The sequence below is a fragment of the Acinetobacter sp. YH18001 genome, assembly GCF_013416975.1.
Lineage (GTDB): Bacteria > Pseudomonadota > Gammaproteobacteria > Pseudomonadales > Moraxellaceae > Acinetobacter > Acinetobacter pseudolwoffii.
Map to the genome: position 1 here is coordinate 34,095 of NZ_VPEU01000016.1, position 23,162 is coordinate 57,256.

At 42.5% G+C, this 23,162-nt stretch carries 20 protein-coding genes, 2 tRNA genes and 1 pseudogene; 13 read left to right on the forward strand and 10 right to left on the reverse strand.

Annotated features, from left to right (window positions below; genetic code table 11):
- Positions 1-88: 88 nt before the first annotated feature.
- The 3 genes and pseudogenes from FTV48_RS14920 to FTV48_RS07225 all read right to left on the reverse strand — a co-directional run.
- Positions 89-1,246 (reverse strand): annotated as a pseudogene (locus FTV48_RS14920) (site-specific integrase); the annotation flags it as partial.
- 155 nt (positions 1,247-1,401) lie between these two features.
- Positions 1,402-1,477, reverse strand: a tRNA-Gly gene (locus FTV48_RS07220).
- A 48-nt stretch (positions 1,478-1,525) separates the two neighbouring features.
- Positions 1,526-1,598, reverse strand: a tRNA-Gly gene (locus tag FTV48_RS07225).
- A 233-nt stretch (positions 1,599-1,831) separates the two neighbouring features.
- Between FTV48_RS07225 and FTV48_RS07230 the strand changes: the two genes are divergently transcribed.
- From FTV48_RS07230 to FTV48_RS07250, 5 genes are all read left to right on the forward strand, one after another.
- On the forward strand, positions 1,832-2,140 hold the full coding sequence (locus FTV48_RS07230; RefSeq protein WP_005094610.1) for a BolA family transcriptional regulator: 309 nt from the start codon (positions 1,832-1,834) through the stop codon (positions 2,138-2,140).
- Positions 2,141-2,149: 9 nt separating this feature from the next.
- A complete protein-coding gene (locus FTV48_RS07235; RefSeq protein ID WP_005094609.1) occupies positions 2,150-2,542 on the forward strand; it encodes a SirB2 family protein in 393 nt (130 codons plus the stop codon).
- Between the two features lie 96 nt (positions 2,543-2,638).
- On the forward strand, positions 2,639-3,475 hold the full coding sequence (locus FTV48_RS07240; RefSeq protein ID WP_005094607.1) for a ParA family protein: 837 nt from the start codon (positions 2,639-2,641) through the stop codon (positions 3,473-3,475).
- A 13-nt stretch (positions 3,476-3,488) separates the two neighbouring features.
- Positions 3,489-3,881, forward strand: coding sequence for a hypothetical protein (locus FTV48_RS07245; protein WP_179999843.1), 393 nt, complete (start codon positions 3,489-3,491; stop codon positions 3,879-3,881).
- 194 nt (positions 3,882-4,075) lie between these two features.
- Complete coding sequence (locus tag FTV48_RS07250) at positions 4,076-4,669, forward strand: hypothetical protein (protein ID WP_005094603.1); 594 nt, start codon at positions 4,076-4,078, stop codon at positions 4,667-4,669.
- Positions 4,670-4,690: 21 nt separating this feature from the next.
- On the opposite strand, the gene FTV48_RS07255 is transcribed toward FTV48_RS07250, so the two are convergent.
- A complete protein-coding gene (locus FTV48_RS07255; protein WP_074383709.1) occupies positions 4,691-5,329 on the reverse strand; it encodes a DedA family protein in 639 nt (212 codons plus the stop codon).
- 271 nt (positions 5,330-5,600) lie between these two features.
- Between FTV48_RS07255 and FTV48_RS07260 the strand changes: the two genes are divergently transcribed.
- A complete protein-coding gene (locus FTV48_RS07260) occupies positions 5,601-5,963 on the forward strand; it encodes a NirD/YgiW/YdeI family stress tolerance protein (RefSeq protein WP_005173783.1) in 363 nt (120 codons plus the stop codon).
- Between the two features lie 191 nt (positions 5,964-6,154).
- Positions 6,155-7,723: a glutamine-hydrolyzing GMP synthase gene (guaA, locus tag FTV48_RS07265; RefSeq protein WP_005094597.1), complete on the forward strand. Its 1,569-nt coding sequence runs from the start codon at positions 6,155-6,157 to the stop codon at positions 7,721-7,723.
- Positions 7,724-8,130: 407 nt separating this feature from the next.
- On the opposite strand, the gene FTV48_RS07270 is transcribed toward guaA, so the two are convergent.
- Positions 8,131-9,480: a GGDEF domain-containing protein gene (locus tag FTV48_RS07270; protein ID WP_179999845.1), complete on the reverse strand. Its 1,350-nt coding sequence runs from the start codon at positions 9,478-9,480 to the stop codon at positions 8,131-8,133.
- Positions 9,481-9,991: 511 nt separating this feature from the next.
- On the opposite strand from FTV48_RS07270, the gene FTV48_RS07275 reads away from it, so the two are divergent.
- The gene (locus tag FTV48_RS07275) at positions 9,992-10,939 is read left to right on the forward strand and encodes a pirin family protein (protein WP_179999847.1); all 948 of its coding nucleotides are present in this window, start codon (positions 9,992-9,994) and stop codon (positions 10,937-10,939) included.
- Positions 10,940-11,102: 163 nt separating this feature from the next.
- On the forward strand, positions 11,103-11,753 hold the full coding sequence (locus FTV48_RS07280) for a glutathione S-transferase family protein (protein WP_100358042.1): 651 nt from the start codon (positions 11,103-11,105) through the stop codon (positions 11,751-11,753).
- A 39-nt stretch (positions 11,754-11,792) separates the two neighbouring features.
- Here the strand turns inward: FTV48_RS07280 and phoR are convergent, their stop codons facing one another.
- The 3 genes from phoR to FTV48_RS07295 form a co-directional block, all read right to left on the reverse strand.
- A complete protein-coding gene (phoR, locus tag FTV48_RS07285) occupies positions 11,793-13,151 on the reverse strand; it encodes a phosphate regulon sensor histidine kinase PhoR (RefSeq protein ID WP_005094591.1) in 1,359 nt (452 codons plus the stop codon).
- Positions 13,152-13,176: 25 nt separating this feature from the next.
- Positions 13,177-13,887: a phosphate regulon transcriptional regulator PhoB gene (gene phoB / locus FTV48_RS07290; RefSeq protein ID WP_005094589.1), complete on the reverse strand. Its 711-nt coding sequence runs from the start codon at positions 13,885-13,887 to the stop codon at positions 13,177-13,179.
- 249 nt (positions 13,888-14,136) lie between these two features.
- Entirely contained in the window at positions 14,137-14,814 is a 678-nt protein-coding gene (locus FTV48_RS07295; RefSeq protein WP_005173788.1) for a TetR/AcrR family transcriptional regulator, read from the reverse strand.
- A gap of 223 nt (positions 14,815-15,037) precedes the next feature.
- Here FTV48_RS07295 and FTV48_RS07300 point away from each other — a divergent pair, with 223 nt between their 5' ends.
- Entirely contained in the window at positions 15,038-15,886 is an 849-nt protein-coding gene (locus FTV48_RS07300) for an SDR family oxidoreductase (protein ID WP_074383703.1), read from the forward strand.
- A gap of 97 nt (positions 15,887-15,983) precedes the next feature.
- Here FTV48_RS07300 and FTV48_RS07305 read toward each other — a convergent pair whose 3' ends face one another.
- Positions 15,984-17,348, reverse strand: coding sequence for an MATE family efflux transporter (locus FTV48_RS07305; RefSeq protein WP_179999849.1), 1,365 nt, complete (start codon positions 17,346-17,348; stop codon positions 15,984-15,986).
- 128 nt (positions 17,349-17,476) lie between these two features.
- Positions 17,477-18,631, reverse strand: coding sequence for a methionine aminotransferase (locus FTV48_RS07310; RefSeq protein ID WP_179999851.1), 1,155 nt, complete (start codon positions 18,629-18,631; stop codon positions 17,477-17,479).
- A 245-nt stretch (positions 18,632-18,876) separates the two neighbouring features.
- Here FTV48_RS07310 and FTV48_RS07315 point away from each other — a divergent pair, with 245 nt between their 5' ends.
- From FTV48_RS07315 to FTV48_RS07325, 3 genes are read left to right on the forward strand one after another with little or no spacing between them, the layout of a single operon-like run.
- Complete coding sequence (locus FTV48_RS07315) at positions 18,877-21,780, forward strand: type VI secretion system Vgr family protein (RefSeq protein ID WP_179999853.1); 2,904 nt, start codon at positions 18,877-18,879, stop codon at positions 21,778-21,780.
- A gap of 5 nt (positions 21,781-21,785) precedes the next feature.
- Positions 21,786-22,322 carry a hypothetical protein gene (locus FTV48_RS07320; RefSeq protein ID WP_179999855.1) on the forward strand — a complete coding sequence of 179 codons (537 nt, stop codon included), beginning with the start codon at positions 21,786-21,788 and terminating at the stop codon, positions 22,320-22,322.
- Positions 22,319-23,158, forward strand: coding sequence for a hypothetical protein (locus FTV48_RS07325; protein WP_257222933.1), 840 nt, complete (start codon positions 22,319-22,321; stop codon positions 23,156-23,158). Before FTV48_RS07320 ends, FTV48_RS07325 begins: the two co-directional genes overlap by 4 nt.
- The last annotated feature ends 4 nt before the right edge of the window (positions 23,159-23,162 follow it).

Sequence of the window (23,162 nt, forward strand, 5' to 3'; positions counted from 1 at the left end):
ATACTATTTAATTATCGTTGATCAGATACTCAATTTTTACTAAATATATTAAATTTGGCTTTACATAAAGAAGCAACGGTTAAATTATTTAACAGCATGTAGTTATTTTTAGACCTTCAGCTTTAAGTTCAAGAGATCGTGGTCTACCGATACAGGCTAAATGTAAACAGAATTTAAATGCGGCCAGTGCTTTGGCATCTTTTGTTGAGTAAAGCTGGAGACGAACATAATCTTCTTGAGTCTTAGGATGCTCTGTTGTGCTCGATTTAGCCAGCTTCAGTAATAAAGGCTGTTTCTTTTTATCTAGCAATTGTACCAAGTCTTGTCCAAGCAAATGCCAAAATTGATGGGGAAACAGGTCTTTTACCTTGGAATAAAATGATTCCAATTGATCGATTTTATTCCATCGATAATGAATGCCAGTATGCGAAACCGTAACACGACTTAAAAATGTCTCAAGCACCGCTTTTATTTGATCTGGTTTTTTTTCAAAGATATTTTAAATATTTTCAAAGAAATAGTTCCTTGCTGTGCACTCTTCAATGGTATCAATCATGGCGGGTTTTAAAGGTTTATCAAGATGATTCGTGTTGTTGAGATCAAATAACCTTGGGTTGTTTTTTTGAGACTTGAGTTGGCCCAGTTGTTTGGCATTTTTATACCAGTACTCAACCAGTTCTATAGGTAAGCTCATTTCCTGTGAGACCTGATCTGGATCATGATGAATTTCCAGTAAATTTAGGCACTTAAAAAACCATGCAAATGAGATTTTGGATTCCTTTGTTCCTGCGAAATATTTAGAAAAATCATGAGGCTGTGAGTTAAATGAAACCTCATCCAGAATGTCTTCTATGTTGCTTTTTAACCAGTCAGTTTGGTCGTTGAGTAACTCCTGACTTAAATGAATAGCATGCTTTTCAAAATTGAATGGAGCAGTATCTTTTACTGTGTTTAAAAATTTGAAAGAAGGTAGGTAGCCCATCATCTTCTTTACTAATTGAGTATCTATGTCTGGATGATATTGCAGTATTTTATGCCCAGCGATCAGGTAGCTCAGATGAATATAGCTTTTAAAGGTTTCTGTAGGGTCAATGTGACCCAGTAAATGGGCAATCATAAACCAATGATTTTGACCATGCGTATTACGGAGTAACTCTGTCCGAATGGACTGATATTCTTCTTCGGTATAATCCGTCACATTCTTGACCAGTGGAGCGTAATTACAGTTCAGAACAACGGATAAGGTCGTGGGCACGCCATGGTCACATCTTGGTCACAAAATATAAATTACATTAAGAATATTTTTTATTGAATTGAATAACAAAGGAAGGGGGATTTTTAAAAATATAATAAAATCAACAATAAAAAAGCCCCCATCTTTCGATGAGGGCTTTTTGAATCTGGAGCGGGAAAGGAGACTCGAACTCCCGACCCCAACCTTGGCAAGGTTATGCTCTACCAACTGAGCTATTCCCGCGGAGTCTATAAAGTTTTTTAAATGAAAAAACTAAATAAAAAAATTTTGAGCGGGAAAGGAGACTCGAACTCCCGACCCCAACCTTGGCAAGGTTATGCTCTACCAACTGAGCTATTCCCGCATGCCGTGTATAATACAGCATGAAAAAATGTGGTCAACACCTTTGTTAAAAATCTTGTATCAATTGCATAAAATAAAAGCAAAATACTTTGGGCCAGACAATAAATCGCCAATATTCATGTGGGAATTCATGAAACTTCGCCACAATCAACTGATTGCGCTGTGACAGATTACTAAAATACTCAGCAGAACAAGGTATACTGACTTTATATTTTCAAAGATTGGAGTCAGGCCATGAGCTTAGAACAACAACTGAAAGATCGTTTAGCACAATTATCTCCAACCCATTTAGACGTGGTGAATGAGTCTTCGGGTCATGGCGGTTATTTCCCTGGAAAAGAGTCTCATTTTAAAACTGTGATTGTCAGTCAGGCCTTTGCCGGTTTACGTCCAGTCCAGCGTCATCAGAAAGTCTATGCTGCTGCTGGTGATTTACTGGCCAAAGACAAGATTCATGCGCTGGCAATCCATGCATTTTTGCCTGAAGAATGGGCAGGGCAGGACACGACCAGTCCAGCTTGTGCACATGCACCAAAAAACTAAGAGGAAATGATGGAAACTCAACTTTTAGTCAAAATTATTCATATGTCAGCAGCAGGATTGGCGATTGTCGCCATTCTTGCCCGTGCCTTGACTTTGTTTATTGGTACACAAGGCAACCTACCGAATCCAAAGGCACGAATTGCGCTGGTGGCTTTACAGCATCTGGCCATTACGGTGATCGCGTTTACAGGTATTGTGTCATTGGTGATCAAGGATTTTGATGTGCAACCCTGGTTTTATGCCAAGGTTATTTTATTTTTTGTGCTGGTATCCTCTTTAGCTAAAGCCTATAAAAAAGATGATTCAATCTTGCTGGCACAACGCCGGGCTGGCTTATTTATTGCGGTAGTTTCATTGGTTTCTATTTTGATCTTGGTGATGATCAAGCCGAATTTTGGCTAAAAACAAGCAGGCTGTGACTTCAAGCGCAGTCTGTCTATGTGAATAATTAAAAAATACAAGTGTGATAAAAGTAGTTAAAAAATAACAGGAGGGGACATGCATACACGTGTGGTATTTAATCAAAAAGGTGGGGTGGGTAAGTCCAGTATTACCGTTAATCTGGCCGCGATCAGCGCACATCAGGGTTTAAAAACTTTACTCATTGATCTGGATCCACAAGCCAATTCCAGTCAATACGTATTAGGTGACGATGCGACCTATTCAAGTGACAAGCCGGCATTAGAACCGAATATTGAAAACTATTTTGAAAATGTGCTGGGCAATCAGCAAAGTAAAGGCTTGCTCGGCAATGCAATTGGCTCGATTTTGAAAAGCCGTAGCAAAGGTCTGGAAAGTTATGTGCATCAGTCTCCCTTTAAGTATCTGGATGTGATTCCAGCCAGCCCGACACTGGGCGCCTTGGCACATGCACTGGAGTCCAAGCATAAAATCTACAAACTGCGAGATGCTTTACAACAATTGTCCGGGCAATATGATCGGGTGTTTATTGATACCCCGCCGGCATTTAATTTCTTTACACTGTCGGCTTTGATTGCTGCAGACCGCGTGCTGATTCCATTTGACTGTGATGTGTTTTCTAAACGCGCCTTACAGACCCTGATTGAAAATGTCATTGAAACCCAAGATGACCATAATGAAAGACTGGAAATTGAAGGTATTGTGGTGAATCAGTTTCAGGCACAGGCCAGATTACCGCGTGAAGTGGTGCAGCAACTGAAAGATGAAGGATTGCCCGTACTCAATAGTATGTTACCGCCCTCCATCTTAATGAAAGAATCTCATCATAAAAATCAGCCCCTGATTCATTTGGCTACTGATCATAAATTGACTCAGGCCTATCAATCGTTGTTCAATGAGATAGAGCAGAACTAAGATCGAGTTAACTATGAAACTTGTGAAATTAAGCCTGAGTATTGCAGCACTTGCATTGCTGAGTGCTTGTGCAACAACGGTGAAACCCACCTATGTGTCCCCGACCCATTATCAGACCTTGGGTTGTCAGCAGCTGCAAGGCGAATATAACCGTATTCAGCAATATATCGACAATGGTGTGGAAGCACCAAAACGCACGGGTGTAGGTCTGGGCGTCGGTCTGGGTGGTGGCTGGGGCAGTCGCGGTGGTTGGGGAATTGGTCCGAGTGTTTCCGTCAATATGGGACAGTCATCCAATACCAAGCGAACCGAACTGGCACGGCTTTTAGGTGAACAGGAAGCGATTGTTCAGGCCGCCCGTTACAAAAATTGTCCGATTGTGGTTCGTCAGAATATTGCTAAATAACCAATTCCTGATCTCTTCATAAATGCTGATCTTGGGTCAGCATTTTTTATGCTTTTTTCAAAATAGCCGAGCTGATATTCCGCTTAATATCACTTGAAATGGCGCGTATCGTCTCAGCATTCTAGATTTATAGACCTGTTCTGGCATGAGAATATTGATTAAGCTATAAGCTAGGCCCGGAATAGTTCATCACGATGATTGAAAATTGGTTATTTGTATTGGGGCTAATCGCCGTTCTGATGATTCCAGGGCCGGCGAATGCCTTGGTCGCCAGCTCTGCGTATCAGCAGGGTCAGGCCAAAACCAGCCTTTATATTCCTGCCATTCTGATGGGCTATTTTTATGCGATTAATGTCTGGGCTTTGTTAATTCATCTGGCTTTACCGATCTGGCCAAACTTCAAAAGCTTGCTGTATGTCCTGAGTACCATCTGTGTGGGCTGGATGACGCTGCATTTATATAAGGCCCAGCAGTTAGAACGCTATAGCAAAAATCATCCGCAGATTCGTCCCTGGCAAATGTTTACTGTCACCTTAAGCAATCCTAAAGCAGCATTGTTGGCCTCCGGGATTTTACCCATGGAAACCTGGCAAAGTCCGACCAACTTTGTTCTGGTGTTTGCTGCCTTTTGCTTGAGTACCGTTCCAGTAGGGATTTTCTGGATGGTCTTTGGTCAGGCAATTTTGAGCAGTCACTCTGAAAAAATAAAAGCCGGCCTTATTTATAAAGGCTCGGCTCTGTTTGTACTGCTTTGTCTGATCCCATTACTGATCAAGCTCTGGGATTAAATGCACAGGCTATAAAAAATCTTAAGCTGTTTTACTTTTTTTGAGTCTTTGTTGAATAAAGCCGATCACACCTGGCAAGACACTTAAAATAATAATACCGAAAATCAAATAGGTGAAGTTATCTTTGACGATCGGCATATTACCGAACATATAGCCCAGAATGACAAATGAGCTGATCCAGATGAATCCACCCACTACATTATAGCTCAGGAAATATTTGTAATTCATGCTGCCAGCACCAGCGACAAAAGGTGCAAAGGTACGAGCAAAAGGCACAAAACGCGCAAAAATAATGGTTTTACCACCATGTCTGGCAAAGAATTGCTGAGTTGCCAATAAATGTTTTTTATTGATAAAGCGCGATTCAATCTCGAAAACCCGCGGCCCGATATATTTGCCAATATGGTAATTCAGGGTATCGCCCAATACTGCCGCAACAAATAAAAGCGGAATCAGTACCCAGGGATCCATCACACCTGTAGACGCTGCCAAAGCACCTGCTGCAAATAGCAAGCTGTCGCCGGGCAAGAACGGCATCACCACCAAACCTGTTTCCACAAAGATAATCAGGAAAAGAATGGCATAAATCCAGATCCCGTAATTGGTGATAAATTCAAGCAAGTGATCATCAACATGCAAGATAAAATCAATCAGTTCCATGAGCCCAGTACAAGCAAAAGTGTGCTCAAATCCTAACAGCGATCACCTATAAAGTCAGTAATAAAAGTCGACTATTTTGCGGCTTATTTTTCTGCTGTCGGGCGAATCCCTTCACTTTTAAAGTGGATGTATCAGCGTATAAACATATTTTTATTGGGGCTTTTTGAGCAGATGACACAAGTTCATCATGGCGTTACACAACGTCTGCGGCATCTATTTCGGCTTTCTGTTTAGATCATAGAATCATCATAAAAATGGCAGGTCAACACACATGAAAAAATATATTCTGGCGACACTGGTTCTGGCAGCTGCCAGTCCGGCACTTTGGGCTAAATCAGATCAGGCTATTCTGGAGGAAGCAAAACAGAATGTAGTCAGTATTGCTCAGGCACATAAAATGAAAGATGAAACCGGCGTGACCTTAAGGGGGCAGATCGTCAAACAGCGTGCAGCACAAAGTGACGAATTTGAATTAAGAGATAAAACCGGCAGCATCATGATTGATGTGGATGACGACCACTGGAAAAGATTAAAGCTCAAAGCAGGCGATCGGGTAGAAGTCTGGGGCGAGGTCGATACGCACCGCAACAAACCCACCGATATTGAAGTGATTCAGATTGAACGCGTGAAATAAACCATTCATTTGGCTGGAACAGGAAAGCAGCGAAACTCTGCTCTCCTGTGAACCAGTCAAAAATGAGGGCATTATTTTCTGAAATTTCTTAACTGTTTAATATTTAAACCAATTGGAATAGTGTGCTTAAACACAAGAAAAATGCTAGAATACGGCGCTTATCTTTCGTTTGCCTTTCATAGTTGTTCGTCATGACTACCAATACTCAAATTACTGAAGATCGTATCCTGATTCTGGATTTCGGTTCTCAATATAGTCAGCTCATTGCACGCCGTGTCCGTGAAGCTGGTGTATATTCTGAAATGTATGCCTATGATATGTCTGAAGAAGACATTCGTGCATTTAATCCAAACGGTATCATCTTGTCTGGTGGACCTGAGAGCGTTCACCTTGAAGGCAGCCCGCGTGCGCCACAAGTGGTATTCGAGCTCGGTGTACCGGTATTGGGTATTTGTTATGGCCTGCAAACCATGTGCGAACAGCTTGGCGGTAAAGTCGAGCCAGGTACTGTGCATGAGTTCGGTTATGCAGAAGTTGATATCGTGGTACGTGACAAGCTGATCGGTAATTTACAGGACCGTGAAAACCAGTTGCATGTCTGGATGAGTCATGGTGACAAGGTTGCCCGTATTCCAGAAGGCTTCCAGATCACTGCACAAACTCCAAGCTGTCCAATTGCGATGGTGTCTGACGAAACTCGTGGTTTCTATGGTATTCAGTTCCATCCTGAAGTGACACATACCTCTAAAGGGGCAGAATTACTGTCGAACTTCGTTCATCAAATTTGTGGTTGCCGCGGTCTATGGACGCCAGAACACATTATTGATCTACGTGTAGAACAGCTTCGCCAACAGATCGGTGATGAAAAAGTATTACTTGGTCTTTCAGGTGGTGTGGATTCATCTGTCGTTGCAGCGCTGTTGCATAAAGCGATTGGTGATCAGCTGACATGTGTGTTTGTCGACAATGGTCTGCTTCGTTTGAACGAAGGTGATCAAGTGATGCAAATGTTTGCTGACAATATGGGGATTCGTGTCATCCGTGCTGCTGCAGAAGAGCGTTTCTTGACTGCACTTGCAGGCGAAGTTGATCCTGAAGCAAAACGTAAAATTATTGGCCGTGAGTTTATTGCAGTCTTTGCTGAAGAAGCACGTAAATTAGATGGGGTAAAATTCCTGGCTCAAGGTACGATTTATCCAGACGTGATTGAATCTGCTGCAAGCAAACAGGGCAAGGCACATGTGATTAAATCGCACCACAACGTGGGTGGTTTACCAGCAGACTTGGCTTTTGAACTGGTTGAACCATTACGTGACTTGTTTAAAGATGAAGTACGTAAATTGGGTACCACTTTGGGCTTGCCACACAGCATGATTTACCGTCATCCATTCCCAGGCCCAGGTCTAGGTGTGCGTATCTTGGGTGAAGTGAAAAAAGAATATGCAGACATTTTACGTCTTGCTGATGACATTTTTATGCAGGAACTTCGTGCCAGCGGTTGGTATGACAAGACTGCTCAAGCATTTGCGGTATTCCAGCCGGTGAAATCTGTCGGTGTTGTCGGTGATGGTCGCCGTTATGCATGGGTAATTGCACTGCGTGCAGTAGAAACTGTGGACTTTATGACTGCTCGTTTCGCGCATCTTCCTTATGATCTAGTCGATAAAATCTCGACTCGTATCATGAATGAAATTAAAGATGTTTCTCGTGTTGTGTATGACGTATCGTCTAAACCACCTGCAACTATTGAATGGGAGTAAAATCGGGATTTCTAAAAGCGATAGCTTTTAGCCGATTTTACGCCAAGAGCTATGCTCGCGGCAGTGAGGGATTTCACGAAGCACGGCTTCTTGCCTAAATTACGGCAAAGGCTATGGTTGCGCCAATCAGGATTTCAAGGAGTACGGCTTTTGCCTAAATTACGGCAAAGGCTATGCTCGCGGCAGTGAGGGATTTCACGAAGCACGGTTTCTTGCCTGAATGATGCCAAGCGCTATGCACGTAGTAAATATCTGGTTGATCGGAGATATCCCGATAAAAAAAGAGCGCTTCGGTGCTCTTTTTTATGAGTTTTTATGAGGATTTTTTCTTCGTGATAGAATATGTAACTTTTCCATGTAAAGTTTATAAAAATTTAAGCTTTCACTAATATTCCTGATTTCATTATTTAAAGGGCAGACCAGAATTGCTTGGTTTGATTGGCCTTTGAATGATCTTGCTGGGTCACGGGCTTAAAGGCATTCCAGGGATTGGCTGGAGCAGGTTTGGGCTTTTCCAGCATTTTGGAATGATAAACTTCAATCCGATTTCGGCCTGATTTTTTTGCCTGATATAAAGCGATATCGGCTTGCTTGATCAGCTCCTCCAGCTTTTGCGTAGGCGACTCCAGTTCTGCTATACCAATCGAAATGGTAAAACGAATGGGCTGGTTCGGTTTGGCATAAACAAATTGTTTCTGAATTGCACAACGAATTCGCTCTGCAATCACCAGACTGTCTGGCAGCTGGGTATCTTCCAAGAGAGCAATAAACTCTTCACCACCAAAACGTGCCAGTACATCGCTATGGCGCATTTCTTTACGGGTGACTTCAGCAATCAGTTGTAGTACGCGATCGCCGATGTCATGCCCATAGTTGTCATTGATCTTTTTAAAATGATCGACATCAAACATCAGCAGGCAGGTGCTGGCATGTTTGGGCCATTGATGAATAGAACGTTCAGCCATATCGACAAAATGGCGGCGGTTGTATAACTGGGTCAAATCATCCGTATGTGCCAGATTTTTTAAGGTTTGATAGTTCCATTCGTCCAGCAAAGAGCGCAGGAAAGAGCGCCGTACATTCAGAATATTATTCCAGTTAATATAAATGCTAAAAAACCAGAGTGGACTAAACACGACAGTAAAAATAAAGGCTTGAGATGCGCTCATTAACTGGGTCACTCCAATCATGATAAACAGGGCAATCAAGATGGAACAATAGACCGCAACTTTAAATTGGGTCTGTATACACAGATTGGCGATGAGAATAAAGATCGCAGAGGCATAAATATAGGTAGCAACATGGGGGCTGCTTGAAAGCACCAGCAGGCCAATCCATGCAGCTGCAGCCACAGTAGTGGCGATCGGCAGGATTCTATCTAGAATCTGAATATTTTTATATGTTTTAAACAAGTAATAACAGCAAAGCATAGCGCCTAGAACCAAGATGACGCGCATCAGACCAGAAATAAAAAACATGTCTGGAATAATCAGAATATCGGCAAAGAAATACAGCAAAAAGGCAATTTGTGCCAGATAGTTGATTTGACGTAAATTAGTATGACTATGCGTATAGACATAATCGTGAAAATATTGCTGAAACGGGGCAGGAATACGGGCATGAGAGTCTGTCAGCGCCTGTTCGATCAGCTGACGGTTCTGCAGATCACATTCAGATAATTTCAGTGATTTATCGGTCGTCGAGTTTTGAAAAGATATATTCGCCGTTGAATATATATTCTCATGCTGAGCAGACATGTCCTGGTCCAGTATTATTTTTATAGGTGCCTATTATGCCGTGATTGGATGAAAAATAACCTCCCTAAAATTGGGTATCTGACTTAAATTTGACTTTAAAACGTAACAAAAATTATATTTTTTAGCTGCAAAAGTGATTGAAATCCATAAAAATAATTTTTAATTGCTTTAATTTTTAAATTAAAATCATTCGTTTCACGTGAAACATTGGGTAATTGGGCCAGCAATGTCGAAATGGCTTCTAGCGCAGGCTTGAGAGCACCCTAATCAGCATTGAGCCACTTCCACTCAGGCTGTTACACTGCGAAATTCAGGTTTTATCGCTTGAACAGGAGTTAGATCGATCAAGCGATGTTAAGGGTTTTATACGTATCTAAATATTTCCAAAGATAGATTTTGCAAATAGACCCTGTAAATTGTCCTGAATAGGGAGACATCTTGCAGCAGTCCAAGGGAAGAATGTTTCATATAATTTAAGATTTAGAATGAAAATGCCGAGGTGAGCTCAGCCATGTCGAATAATAGTGATATTGAACTGTCCAATTCGGATGATTGTGAAAAATATGTCAATCAGTTTATTCAGGAATTCCCTTTACGCCGTGCCGAAATCGGACAGGGTACCGTAATCAAACGTGCCTTGCCCAGCCGGCATAAACGCATGATTGGTGCCTGGTGTTTTCTGGATCATGCCGGTCCGGCCAGCTTTCCACAAGGAGATGGCCTAGATGTTGGGCCACATCCCCATATTGGTCTGCAGACTTTTACCTGGATGCTGCAAGGCACCATGATGCACAATGACAGTTTAGGTACTCAGCAGCTGATTCGTCCCAAACAGGTCAATCTGATGACCTCGGGCTATGGCATTTCACATACGGAAGTTTCTCCAGAAAGCGAAACGCATATGCATGCAGCGCAGTTATGGATTGCCTTACCGGATGACAAGATCAATATGGCACCGGCTTTTGAGCATTATCCTGAATTGCCTGTGGTTAATGATCAGGGCATCGAATTTACCGTCTTAGTCGGTGAATATTTAAAAACCGTTTCACCGGTAAAAGTGCATAGTGAACTGCTCGGGGTAGACCTGTATGCAGCAGAAAGTACCAGTGCGCGCTTAGCCCTGAATCCAAAATTTGAATATGGTTTTATGGTACTTGAGGGCACGGCCAGCATTAATGGACATGAACTGACGGAAGATAACATGCTGATCCTTGAACCGGGATTAGAGCAGGTTAATGCTGATATTCATGCCGGGAGCCGTGTGCTACTCATTGGTGGTGAACCATTTGAAAGCCCGATTTTACTGTGGTGGAATTTGGTCGGACGTACCACCGAGGAACTTAAAATTGCGCGGCAAGAATGGATTGAAGGCCATGAACGCTTCGGTTCGATTCCGGCCTATGATGGACCACGTTTAGAAGCTCCCGCATTTCCAGACCGGATGCGTGCTTCCAGATAAATGATCAGAATTGCAGGGGTGGATGGAACCCTGTCGGATTTGAACTGAAAATGGCAAATCTGCAACCTATGGAACAGATCATTACAGTCATCAAAAATTGCGCTACATTCCGCTGCTTTTTGCTATGCTCAGCAAGCAAGAACAATAAAATCATGAGACTAATATGCGTGTTTTACATCATCTCGAACAATCACGATCGTTTCGTATTCTCTGGGCCATGGAAGAGTTAGGACTGGATTATGAAGTGCAATATTATCAGCGCCAGCCTAATCTTTCCGCGCCACCCGCTTTAAAACAGATCCATCCCTTGGGTAAGGCACCAATTCTGACCGATCAGGAGCAGGTACTGGCGGAATCTGCGGCGATCCTGGAGTATTTACAGGAAAGCTATGATGAACAGCAGCAGTTTCGCCCAAAAGATCCTGCCGATAAGGCCCAGTACCGTTACTGGATGCATTATGCAGAAGGTTCATTAATGCCACTGCTGGTGATGCAACTGGTGATGACCACTGTACCGAAACATACCCCTTTGCTGATTCGGCCTGTGGCCAAGAAAATATGTGATGGGGTGAAAAAACAGTTTGTACAAAGCCGCTTAAAAGATCATATCCAGTTTCTGGAACGTTATTTGAGTGAGCATGATTATTTTGCCGGACATTTCAGTTTTGCCGATATTCAGATGAGTTTTCCTTTGGAAGCCATGCAAAGCCGGACTGGCCAAAGTTATCCAGCGATTCAGGCTTATCTGAAACGGGTATCGCAACGTGCAGCCTATGCGCGTGCACTGGCCAAAGAAAAACAGATAGCATCCTGAAAAAAAAGCTGCCGATGGCAGCTTTTTTAATGGGGGATATCAGTCTGGAAAGCTAAGGCGCTCTTTAGGGAAAATTACCTTAAAAGTGGAACCCTGGTTTTCCTTGGATTCAATTTCGAGATGTGCCTGATGTTGCATCAGGACATGCTTAACAATTGCCAATCCTAAACCGGTGCCACCGGTGCGCCGGCTACGGTCTGAATCGATCCGGTAAAAACGTTCGGTCAGACGTGGCAAGTGTTTGGGATCAATTCCGATGCCGTTATCTTCCACTACAAAATAGGCAGATTCACCATCATCATGCCACCCCATGGTAATGATTCCACCTTTAGGCGTATATTTAATCGCATTGGTGATCAGGTTGCTAAAGGCGCTGGCCAGTTCCATATCTGAACCGATCAGATCGCAATGACTGTCAATGTCCAGATTCAGGGTATGCCCATAGTCGATATTATAGGCCTGTGCATCATCAAATAGCTGATTCATCAGACTTGGCATTTCGATGATCTGGTTTTTGGCAATATTCTTGTCATTTTCCAGACGTGACAGCAGTAGCAGGTCATTCACCAGCGCGTTCATGCGTCGGGTCTGCGACTGCATCTGATCAAAGGCGCGTTTCCAGCGCGGATTGATATCTTCCTGGTCGGTAAAGGTTTCAATATAGCCACTGAGTACGGTTAAAGGCGTGCGCAGCTCATGCGAAATATTATCGACAAAATCTTTACGCATCTGTTCCAGATTGTGCATCCGGGTCACATCATAGGCGACCAGTACCCGGCTTTCACCGCCGAAACGGGTCATTTTGACCTGGACATAATGATCTTCGAACAGCGAAGATCGCATTTTCAGGCCATCTGGTGACTCATCAATATGATGATAATATTCAATAAAACTCGGTTGGCGCAGCAAAGTTAAAATATTACGGCGACGGTCATCACTGGAAATTCCGAGCAGACGTTCGGCGGCTGGATTCCACCATTCAATCTGCTGGTTTTCATCAATTAAAACCACTGCTTCTTGCAAGGCCACCAGTGAAGACTGCGCTCGATCGATCAGTTCCACCATTTCTGCCTGCACAATCCGTTCCTGCCGCTGAGCGCGATAAACATTGAATAACAGTGCGCCCCAAATCCCGCCGATATTCGGCGGAACATCATAAGGGCGATTAGAAATCCATTCATTGACCAGATATAAAGAGCGCATCTGGGTGCTAAAGAACGCCACAAAGGCAATGACGATACAAATCCAGAAATACCCAATCCCAAAACCGATAAGGCTGGCGATGATCAGGAAAAAAGCCAGTAAGCGTAAATCCTGTTTGGCAAAATCCCATAAACTGCTGTAACGGATTCTTTTGTGCTCACGTGCCAGTTCGGGGACAGGGTAGGGTTCATACATAAAACAAGATTTACCTTAAAAGACGTTAACCTAAAGCCACATCTGCACGGGTTGAAAAACGGTAACCGGTTCCACGTACGGTTTGTACATAGCGGTTTGCGCCATAAGGTTCCAGCACTTTGCGCAAACGGCGTATATGGACGTCAATAGTACGGTCTTCAATATAGACGTTGCCGCCCCAAACCTGATCCAGTAATTGCGCACGGGTATAGGCACGTTCCGGATGGGTCATAAAAAACGCCAATAGACGGTATTCAGTGGGTCCCATTTCCAGAATTTTATCGCCAAAATTAACCCGCTGACTGACCGGATCCAGAATCAGGCCATTGGCATCAATGGTTTTTTCACCGCTGAGTGCATTGGCACGGCGCAGGACAGCTTTAATGCGTGACACCAGTTCCCGGGTCGAGAACGGCTTGGTCATGTAATCATCGGCACCGGCATCCAGACCTTGTACTTTGTGGTCTTCTTCACCGCGTGCGGTCAGCATGATCACCGGAATTTCTGACAGGCTTTCATCACGTTTCAGACGACGACATAGATCTACACCGCTGATCCCGCCCGGCATCATCCAGTCCAGCAAAATCAGTGCCGGACGTTGATCCACAATCATCTGATGCGCCTGCTTGGCATCTTCGGCCTGTAAGCATTGAAAACCGGCCATATCCAGAGAGGTATGGATCATTTCCCGAATCGGGAGTTCGTCATCGACGATTAATATGTAGTCATCTTTCACAACGCAATACCCTATTTCATGTAAACGGTGAACCGTTTTATATTTATGACAGGCTTATTACAAAGACTAATTATGACAGTATCATTGCAGAAAGGGAAAAACTGCTGAAATTCGCAAAGATTTGTGACAATTTTAGTAAAGAAACTTGTTAAAAAATCATAAATTAATTTTACTTTTATCGGTGCTTCAGCAGAAATTAGCAACCTGTTTTAGAATGCAGAAAATCTGATTAAACCTTCGATTTAACAGCTATTTTTTGTCGGAAAATGACTCCAATAATGCCAAAAATACCACACTGCATGATGATAAAACTTCCTCAAGTGACTGCTTGAATCCACTCATGACCCAGCGAATGGCAATTTGGGTGACATAGCCATTTAAACCGGTCGACACCAGTGAAATTTCCTGCTCACTACGATTTAACTGCGGCATCATTAACATGACAAAGGCATGAATCATGCGGTCGAAGCGCGACATGGTTTCATGAATGGTGGCCTGATTATGCAACTCCTGCACCAGCATGGCATCAATATAAATGATCCGTGCCATACGCGGATTGTCACGCAAGGTGCTCAGCAAGGCGGTTAGCCCCGCTTCAATCATTTTTTTCGGATCAGTGGATGCCTGCATCATGGCCTGCATGACATTCTGTTGCAGTTCATCAATCAGTTTTAAAAAGATGGTCTGAAACAGGTGCTCACTTTTTTTAAAAGATTCATAAAAATAACGTTCAGTCAGTTTGGCTTCATTGCAGATATCTTTCACGGTTACTGAAAAAAAGCCATGGCTGCCATAAGCTTCAATGCCGGCTTCAATCAGCTTTTCACGACGTACCTGCTGTCGCTCAGCCATCGACAGGCCTTTAAACTGACGTTCCTTGCTTTTGGGTGGTCGTGATGGTGCTGCTGCATTGATTGAATCGGTCATAAGGCCTGGCTACTCATCTGCATGAAGATTTTGAATATCTTAGCAATAAATCACGCTTTGACCTATGTCGAAATTCAGCAGAGAAATTTGGCCGCTAAGGACATCGGATAATTATTGACAATATATATTGTCAAAATTATATTGAGGGTCTGTGCTAACTCCTGAAACAACAGAACAAGATCCTGCTGTCATGGAAGAGCAGTTATTTACATAAGGAAATTCAATGAAAAATTTTAAGAATAAAGTCGCTGCCATTACCGGTGCCGGTTCAGGGATCGGTCAGCAACTGGCAGTTTTGCTGGCACAGCAAGGCTGTCATCTGGCACTAAGTGATATTAATGAACAAGGACTGGCACAAACGGTTGAATTGTTGCAGGGCAGTGATGTTCGGGTGACGATTCAAAAAGTTAACGTGGCCAAGCTACAAGAGGTACGCAGCTGGGCAGCACAGGTGGAGCAGGATCATGGCAGTGTCAACATGATCTTTAACAATGCCGGCGTGGCACTTGGCTGCACCGTAGAAGGTGCGAGCTATGAAGATCTGGAATGGATCGTCGACATTAATTTCTGGGGCGTGGTGTATGGCACCAAAGAATTTTTGCCTTTAATCAAGAAAACCGGCGATGGTCATGTGATTAATATTTCCAGTCTGTTTGGTTTAACCGCGCAGCCGACCCAGTCGGCATATAACGCGACCAAGTTTGCAGTGCGTGGTTTTACCGAATCCTTGCGTCAGGAACTGGATCTGCAAAATTGTGGTGTGAGTGCACTTTGTGTACATCCGGGGGGAATTCGTACCAATATTGCCAATGCTGCGAAAATGAATGACAGTATGCTGACCTTGGGCATGAATCCGGAAAAAGCCGCCCGTAATTTTAATAAACTGCTGCGTTGCCCGCCAGTAGAAGCCGCTCGTCAGATTCTGGAGGCGGTACAGAAAGACAAACGCCGTTTATTAATTGGTAACGATGCCAAAGCAGTTGATTTGATTCAACGGATCTTACCAAGCGGCTATCAGCATGTCACTGCACTGGCAAGCCAATTCGGCAAAAAGAAGAAAAAATCTGCTTAAATCATTGGATATTAAACCCGCAAAAGCGGGTTTTTAATCTTTTATTGTAGATCAGGAGTGAGTTGCTGTAAGGCTGTAGGCATGTAAAATAATGAAGCTAAACCAATATTTTAATGGTTTTTTTCTTCCAGACCAACTGATAATACAGTCCCTGCAAAATACACATGCTGACAAAGGCCAATGCATAGGCATACCAGATCCCTTCCAGCCCCCACCACCGGCTAAACAGATAAGCGGCAGGAACTTCAATACAGAGAATTGCAAAAATATTGATCAGCATCGGTGCAGTTACCGTACCACTTGAACGCATAATTGACGCAAAAATGGCGCTGGCACCAAAGAATAAAATAGACCAAAGCACAATGAATAAAAGTTGCTGACCCAGCACCACGACCTGAGGATCAGTAATAAACAGTGCCATTAAATATTTTGAGAACAGATAGGCCAAACCCACCAAACCGCCAGTAAACAGAATATTCATACTGAGTGCAGTCCGTGTGACTTTATTCAGCAAATCGGATTTTCCTGCACCAATCGCTTGTGCACCAAACACAGAAGCTGCAATCGCAATCGACAGAGCAGGAAACTGGATATAATTTAACACCTGGTTGACCGCACCATAGGCAGCCGTTGCTTCTGCGCCATAGCGGTTGACCAAGCCGACAATCACCAGACCGGCGACAGAAGTCGTGATCATCTGTATTCCAGTCGGAACGCCCAGACTTAAAATAATTTTGCTTAATTTAGGCTGATGGCGGATATGTTTTAATAATGCCCAGTCGAGCCTGAGCGGATGTTGTTTATAATTTAAATACAGGACTAGAAACAACAATACGGCCAGATTACCCAAAATGGTGGCAATTGCCGGCGAGATAATGCCCATTTGGGGAAAGCCAAAATATCCGGCAATTAATATCGGGGTGACTACCAAGCCCACGCCAATGGTGAGTGCGGAAGCAAACAGCGGTGTGGTGCTGTCGCCTACACCGCGCAAGATAGAGGTATAAATAATATAAATAAAAATTAGGGGACTACCTGCCAGCATCCATTGCACATAGGGCAAGGATAAATGCATCACCTCCGGATCTGTACCGAGCGCCAAGAGGATATTTTCGGCAAAAATCACGCCAAACAGCGCGATCAAGCTTCCGCCAATCAAGGTCATAAATAAAGTTGAACCGACCACACAGCGCACTTTTTCGATATTTTTTGCGCCCCAGGCCTGTCCAATGAGTACAGTAGAACCGGCAGATAAGCCAATGACAAAAGCCATCAAACAAAACAGGATCGGGAAAAATACCGCAACCGCAGCAATGGCATTGACTCCCAGCATTTGCCCGACAAAAACCGTATTAATCGTGCCTGAAAGGCTTTGCAGGATATTGGTTGCAATTAATGGCAACAGAAATACCAGAAAGGCCTTCCATAAATTCTGTTGTTGGATCAGTGATTGCTGTACCATGCCCTATCCTGTTATTGATTTTTCATCTATTTAATTATGTTGCTATTATTGAATAAAGCAGGAATAAAGGCCTTAGCTTTTAAGTAACTAAGGCATTTATTTTATAAGAATTTTAGTTAAAATTTGAATTAAACCTTTGAAAGAATTTGACCTGCCTGAATCAGGGTCTGTTCTTTTTTTGCAAAACAGAACCTGAGCAGGCGTAAATCGGCAGGCGCTTGCTGGTAGAACACAGAGACTGGAATTGCCACGATCCCGTGTTGCTCTGCCAGAAAATGACACATCTCTACATCATTTAAATCAGGCCGGATAGCCGAATAATCGAGATTCTGGAAATAAGTTCCTTGAGAGGGCGTCCATTTAAAACGTGATGTTTCTATTGATGAATTAAATAGATCACGTTTGTTTTGATAGAACCGGGAAAGTTCGCGTATATGTTCAGGATGCTGTTGCATGTATTCCGCCAAAGCCACCTGAATCGGAGTCACGCCACAGAAGCTGGCAAACTGATAAATCTGTCTGAACATTTTCATGAGTGGCGGTGCCGCAATACAAAAACCGGTTTTCCAGCCGGTGACATGAAAGGTTTTACCAAAAGAACCAATCACGAAGCTACGCTCGCGCAGTTCAGGAAATGACCAGGCTGAATGGTGCTGAACGCCGTCGAAAACCAGATGTTCATAGACTTCATCGGATAACACCACAATATTGCGCTCACGGATCAGCTCAATCAGATGTTGCCAGTCTGCTCTGGACCAGACACTACCGCTGGGGTTGTGAGGAGTGTTGACCACAATCATGCGGGTACGCTTATTGATGGCATCTTTCACCTGATTCCAGTCCACAGAAAACTCTGGATGCTGTAATGCAATATGTACAGGCGTTGCACCAGCCAGCTGTACTGCAGGTGCATAACTGTCATAGCTCGGATCGAAAATAATCACTTCATCACCCGCACGAACTGTGGCCTGAATCGCACAAAAAATCGCAATTGTGGCGCCGGAAGTAATCGTGATCTCTTCTAGCGGGTCAATGCTCAGCTGATCGCGCTGTCGATACAGATCGGCCACCAGCCCACGCAATATCGGCAAGCCATCTCCAGGTGCATACTGGTTAAATCCGTTATGACTGGCTCGGCTCAAAGCCTCAATCAATGCCGGTGGCGCAGGAAAGTCTGGAAATCCCTGTGAAAGGTTCAATGCGCCGAGTTTTTGTGCCAGGGTCGACATGGTGCTAAAAATCGTGATGCCTAGATCAGGCAGTTTAGAGGGGAATTCCAGCATGTCCTTGGCCTTGAAAATAAGATTGAATCCAGTGTAGCAGCAAGTTCTACTCTGGATAATCAGAAAATTCTGAAATATTTGGCATTATTTTTACTTCTATTTTTCAGAGATTTATTGAATAGGTGCAATTGAATTACTGAAAATCAAATGCCTAATTATGTGAAATGCACACTGAGCTGGACGAAATGGACAACTTTTCCTAGAATTTGCTCCACAATAATAATGCTTAAAACTATAACTATAAAATGCCAAAACATATTCATCTGCTACTGGAGCAACTTGGGCTGAACCGGCAGCATCGTGTGCTGCATCTGCAGTTTTCACATCTGCCCTTAAATCATCAGGTCTTGATTCAGCGGATTGATGGCCAGCATCAGATTAATCAGGGTCTGCAGGCAGAACTGATCTGCCTTTCTACGCAGGCCAATCTTGCTTTAAAGCAATTTATAGGCTGTCAGGTGGCAGTAGATCAGGTAACAGATCGTGGCGAACTTTTTCGAACCAGTGGCATTATTACCGCAGCCAGTCAGGGACACAGCGACGGTGCCTTGAGCTTGTATAAATTAACTATGCAGGATGCTACTGAACTCTGGCACAAACGCCGTAATAGTCGGGTGTTTATGAATAAGAGCGTGCGCAAAATCAGTGAAATATTATTTAGTGAATGGCAAAGCAGAAGTGCATTATTTGCAGCCAGTCTTAGTCTGGACTTGACCGGATTAAATCGGGATTACGATGTACGCCCTTTTGTGATGCAGTCCAATGAGTCGGATTATGATTTTTTAACACGTTTATGGCGTAGTGAAGGAATAAACTGGCTGGTTGATGAAAAGCACTCCATTGTTCCGGTGTCCGCTACTGAGATTCAGCCGCAGATCCTGCGTTTAATCGATCATTCTCAAGCCTTTTCAGCTTTAAAACGCCGTTCAATCCGCTTCCATCGCAGTCATGCCACCGAGCAGTTTGATACGCTGACCAGTCTGATTGCCGTACGTCAGCTTAATTCCAACAGTACCCATACCCAGCGCTGGCAAGCGCAGCACCTTGCGCAGGATCAAAGCCAGTCCTTATTAAATACTCATCAGCAAAGTAGCGTGCAGGATACGGCCAGTCTGAATCTTGAGGATGCCTGGAACATTAGTCCGGCCTGGACAGGTGATTTGAATGCCGAGGATCAGGTGACGGCATCTGGTACGGCACAACTGGAACGACTGAATCAGCAGCTCAATCATTATCATGCGCTGCAATCCAAATATTTTAAAGCCAGCAGCAGTGTACGTGATGCTCAGGTCGGGTATTGGTTTGAATTAAAACAGCATGCTGAAATTGATCAGCATCCCGTGCATGAGCGTGAATTTTTGATTTTGGGTAAACGCTTCTATAACCAGAATAATTTACCTAAAGATATTTTATTGCAGCTAGACAGCTTGCTCGGCCAAAGTGATTGGCAAATTTCGGAGGAAGAACGGCAGGGCAATCAGCTGTATATCGTCCGTCGTGACATTCTGGTCGTACCTGAATATCAGCCTTTTGTGCATCGCCCCGTTGCATATCCGCAGCGAGCTCGAGTGGTCGGGCCTGAAGGTGAAACAATCCATGTCGATGCTTGGGGAAGAGTGAAAGTTCGTTTTCTATTTACCCGAAGTGATGACCATCAACATGATGCCGGTGCAGGCAGCAATGACAATGATAGCGATTCGGCCTGGATTGATGTATTAACCCCTTGGGCTGGTGAAGGTTATGGAGTCAGATTGCATCCACGAGTTGGTGAAATGGTGGTGATTGATTTTTTTGAAGGCGATATCGATCGGCCCTTTGTTATGGGACGGATTCACGAAGCAGAACGACATCCAGTGATGTTTGATGCGAAGGGACAATTACCAGCCACCAGAAAACTCAGTGGGATCCGTTCCCAAGAAGTGGATGGCGAGGGTTTCAACCAGCTGCGTTTTGATGATACGACGGATCAGATTAGTGCGCAGTTACACAGTAGTCATGGTGCTAGCCAATTGAATTTAGGAAATCTCAGTCATCCTAAAGAAACCGAATCGAGTGAAGGTCGTGGGGAAGGGTTTGAACTAAGGACAGATCAGTGGGGGGTGGTACGAGCAGGGCAAGGCTTACTGATTTCGACCTATTCGCAAGATACAGCAGCAGGTAATCACCTGGATGCTAAGCCTGCCAAGAACCAGATGGAATCAAATCTGAATAACACCAAAGTTCTGAGTGACATGGCAGAAGCTCAGCAAACTGATCCGCTTGAGCTTTTTAATAGCTTAAAACAATTTCTGAATCAACTTGAAACTGAAGATGCGAACAAAGCCACTGCATTTAAACAGGCTGTTATGGTATTAACGGCACCACATTCGATTGTGCTGAGTACAAATGAAAATATTCATTTATCTGCAGACCAGCAGATAAATTACAGTGCAGGGGAAAATATCCATCTATCGACTCAACAGTCTCTGATTGCACATGCGCAGCACAAGATCAGCCTATTTGCTGCCCAGAACGGAGCACGCTTATACGCAGGCAAAGGTAAAATTGAAATACAGGCCCAAGATGATGCCATCGAAGCAATTGCACGGAAGGTGATTAAGTTGATTTCAACTGAAGACAAGATTGAGATCACCAGTCCGAAAGAGATCCTGCTAACCGCGGGAGGGTCTCAAATAAAGATTAATAGCAGTGGAGTGTGTGTCACAACTGGTGGGAAATTTGAGTGTAAGGCGGGGCAGCATTTGTTTGAAGGTGGAGCAAGGGTAAACTCTCAGCTTCCAAAAATGCCGAAGAATGGTACATTTAGTAGAAGATTTGATTTTAGTGATATCTTTAATCTAGAAAATTTAAAAGATCAGATTAAGTTTAAAATAATAAATAAAACAAAGAATTTTGAATATATTGGAGTATTAGATGAAATGGCTAGAACACCAAGAATATTTAGTGATTCATCAGATAATATAGAAATTCAATTTATTGGTAATATTGATGATAAAAGTATTATGTCTATCAAGGAGTTAAACGAGGATATTTACAATTATGACACGGGTGACTCAGTGGATGATGGAATCAATATTCATAGTGAAGAAAAGTCGGATGATGAATATAAGGATAATTTAAAAGATGATTTTAATAAGTTTGGAGCTTAGAAAGTATGAAGAAAGATATTGCTTTACTTTTACTTGTGTTTATTTCAGTGCAAGCCTTTGCTAAAGAAAATGTTTGTGAAAAAATATGGAATAATCGGCAGGATAATATAGAAGTTATAAAAATAGAAAAAAATAATATCCCATGTACTCAAATTTGGGAAGATGTGAATAAGTTGGAAATTTTAAAATTGATTGGTTTAAATCCTAAAGATAATCAATGGATGTCAACAGGTGAATGTCAGGTTGTAGAAGTTGATAAAAATAAATATCAAGTTTATTATGCTTATTTAAAAAATGATCACAGTGATATAAGAATCATCAATGATATTAAGGGTAATTATTTTTCATATTTTAGAAATTTAGGTCATTATGATGTATTTGAAGATAAATTTTTCCCAACAGAAAAAGCAAATAAAAATGGTGTAGAGTTAAGTTGCCCGGGTTTAGGTGATTTTGAAAAGTTAAAATCTATTTTAAATTCATATATAAGTAGTAAAAAAATTGATATTAATAAATTTAGTTTTGAGGACTTAAATAAATGAGGAGTGGTAAGTTAATAAATAGAAAAAGTTATCCATTAACACGATATGGATTTATATGTGCTGTTTCAAGAAAAGAATCTTCGTCAGATTTAAGTTTATCTTTAAATGAACCTTTAAATATTAATGCAAGTAAAATAAAAAACTCTCTAGGCTATATTGGTCTTTTCCAGTTTGGTGAAGCCGCACTTATTGATCTTGGATATTATAAGCATTGGAATGCTAATTCTGATAAAACTAAAGCAAATGATTGGACAGGGAACTGGGTTGGAAAGAATGGTATAAATTCTCTATCAGATTTTTTGAAATCCCCCTCTAAACAAATTCAAATTATTGGACAATGGATAGACTTTCTTTGTGAAAGATTAAGGAACAGAAATTTCAATGAATATTATGGAAAAATAATTAACGGCATTGAAATTACTGAATCTGGTGCTATTGCAGGTGCTCATTTAGTTGGGGATGGTGGATTAGGTTCTTTTTTAGGTGTGCCAGGTTTTAAAGGGAATTATAAAGAGTCAGATGGAAATAATGTTCATATTAGTAAATATATTGATCTGTTTAACTATTACGATCTAGAAAGTTGTTGTGATAGGAAAATATATATATTATTAAGAAATCAAATAGGACAGATAGTAAAAAATAAAAAACTAACTATTCAATCTGAATATAATGGTAAGTTCGAACAATCTAAATTCACTGTAGATACAGAATCGGATGAAGTACCAACAGTTGTTGTACCATTTTTTAGGTTCACAACAACATTACCTGTTAGCCACTGTCCAAGATTAGCTATACTCGTGTTATCCCCTAATAATAAGTTAAAGTTAATGGCCTGAACAC

Excerpts from the sequence above, each read along its gene's own strand:
- FTV48_RS07260 (WP_005173783.1), top strand. The coding sequence starts at position 5,601 with ATGAAAAAATATATTCTGGCGACACTGGTTCTGGCAGCTGCCAGTCCG.
- FTV48_RS07255 (WP_074383709.1), bottom strand. The coding sequence starts at position 5,329 with ATGGAACTGATTGATTTTATCTTGCATGTTGATGATCACTTGCTTGAA.
- FTV48_RS07245 (WP_179999843.1), top strand. The coding sequence starts at position 3,489 with ATGAAACTTGTGAAATTAAGCCTGAGTATTGCAGCACTTGCATTGCTG.
- FTV48_RS07250 (WP_005094603.1), top strand. The coding sequence starts at position 4,076 with ATGATTGAAAATTGGTTATTTGTATTGGGGCTAATCGCCGTTCTGATG.
- guaA (WP_005094597.1), top strand. The coding sequence starts at position 6,155 with ATGACTACCAATACTCAAATTACTGAAGATCGTATCCTGATTCTGGAT.
- FTV48_RS07235 (WP_005094609.1), top strand. The coding sequence starts at position 2,150 with ATGGAAACTCAACTTTTAGTCAAAATTATTCATATGTCAGCAGCAGGA.
- FTV48_RS07280 (WP_100358042.1), top strand. The coding sequence starts at position 11,103 with ATGCGTGTTTTACATCATCTCGAACAATCACGATCGTTTCGTATTCTC.
- FTV48_RS07230 (WP_005094610.1), top strand. The coding sequence starts at position 1,832 with ATGAGCTTAGAACAACAACTGAAAGATCGTTTAGCACAATTATCTCCA.
- FTV48_RS07240 (WP_005094607.1), top strand. The coding sequence starts at position 2,639 with ATGCATACACGTGTGGTATTTAATCAAAAAGGTGGGGTGGGTAAGTCC.
- phoR (WP_005094591.1), bottom strand. The coding sequence starts at position 13,151 with ATGTATGAACCCTACCCTGTCCCCGAACTGGCACGTGAGCACAAAAGA.
- FTV48_RS07305 (WP_179999849.1), bottom strand. The coding sequence starts at position 17,348 with ATGGTACAGCAATCACTGATCCAACAACAGAATTTATGGAAGGCCTTT.
- FTV48_RS07325 (WP_257222933.1), top strand. The coding sequence starts at position 22,319 with ATGAGGAGTGGTAAGTTAATAAATAGAAAAAGTTATCCATTAACACGA.
- FTV48_RS07300 (WP_074383703.1), top strand. The coding sequence starts at position 15,038 with ATGAAAAATTTTAAGAATAAAGTCGCTGCCATTACCGGTGCCGGTTCA.
- FTV48_RS07295 (WP_005173788.1), bottom strand. The coding sequence starts at position 14,814 with ATGACCGATTCAATCAATGCAGCAGCACCATCACGACCACCCAAAAGC.
- FTV48_RS07320 (WP_179999855.1), top strand. The coding sequence starts at position 21,786 with ATGAAGAAAGATATTGCTTTACTTTTACTTGTGTTTATTTCAGTGCAA.
- FTV48_RS07315 (WP_179999853.1), top strand. The coding sequence starts at position 18,877 with ATGCCAAAACATATTCATCTGCTACTGGAGCAACTTGGGCTGAACCGG.
- FTV48_RS07310 (WP_179999851.1), bottom strand. The coding sequence starts at position 18,631 with ATGCTGGAATTCCCCTCTAAACTGCCTGATCTAGGCATCACGATTTTT.
- FTV48_RS07275 (WP_179999847.1), top strand. The coding sequence starts at position 9,992 with ATGTCGAATAATAGTGATATTGAACTGTCCAATTCGGATGATTGTGAA.
- FTV48_RS07270 (WP_179999845.1), bottom strand. The coding sequence starts at position 9,480 with ATGTCTGCTCAGCATGAGAATATATATTCAACGGCGAATATATCTTTT.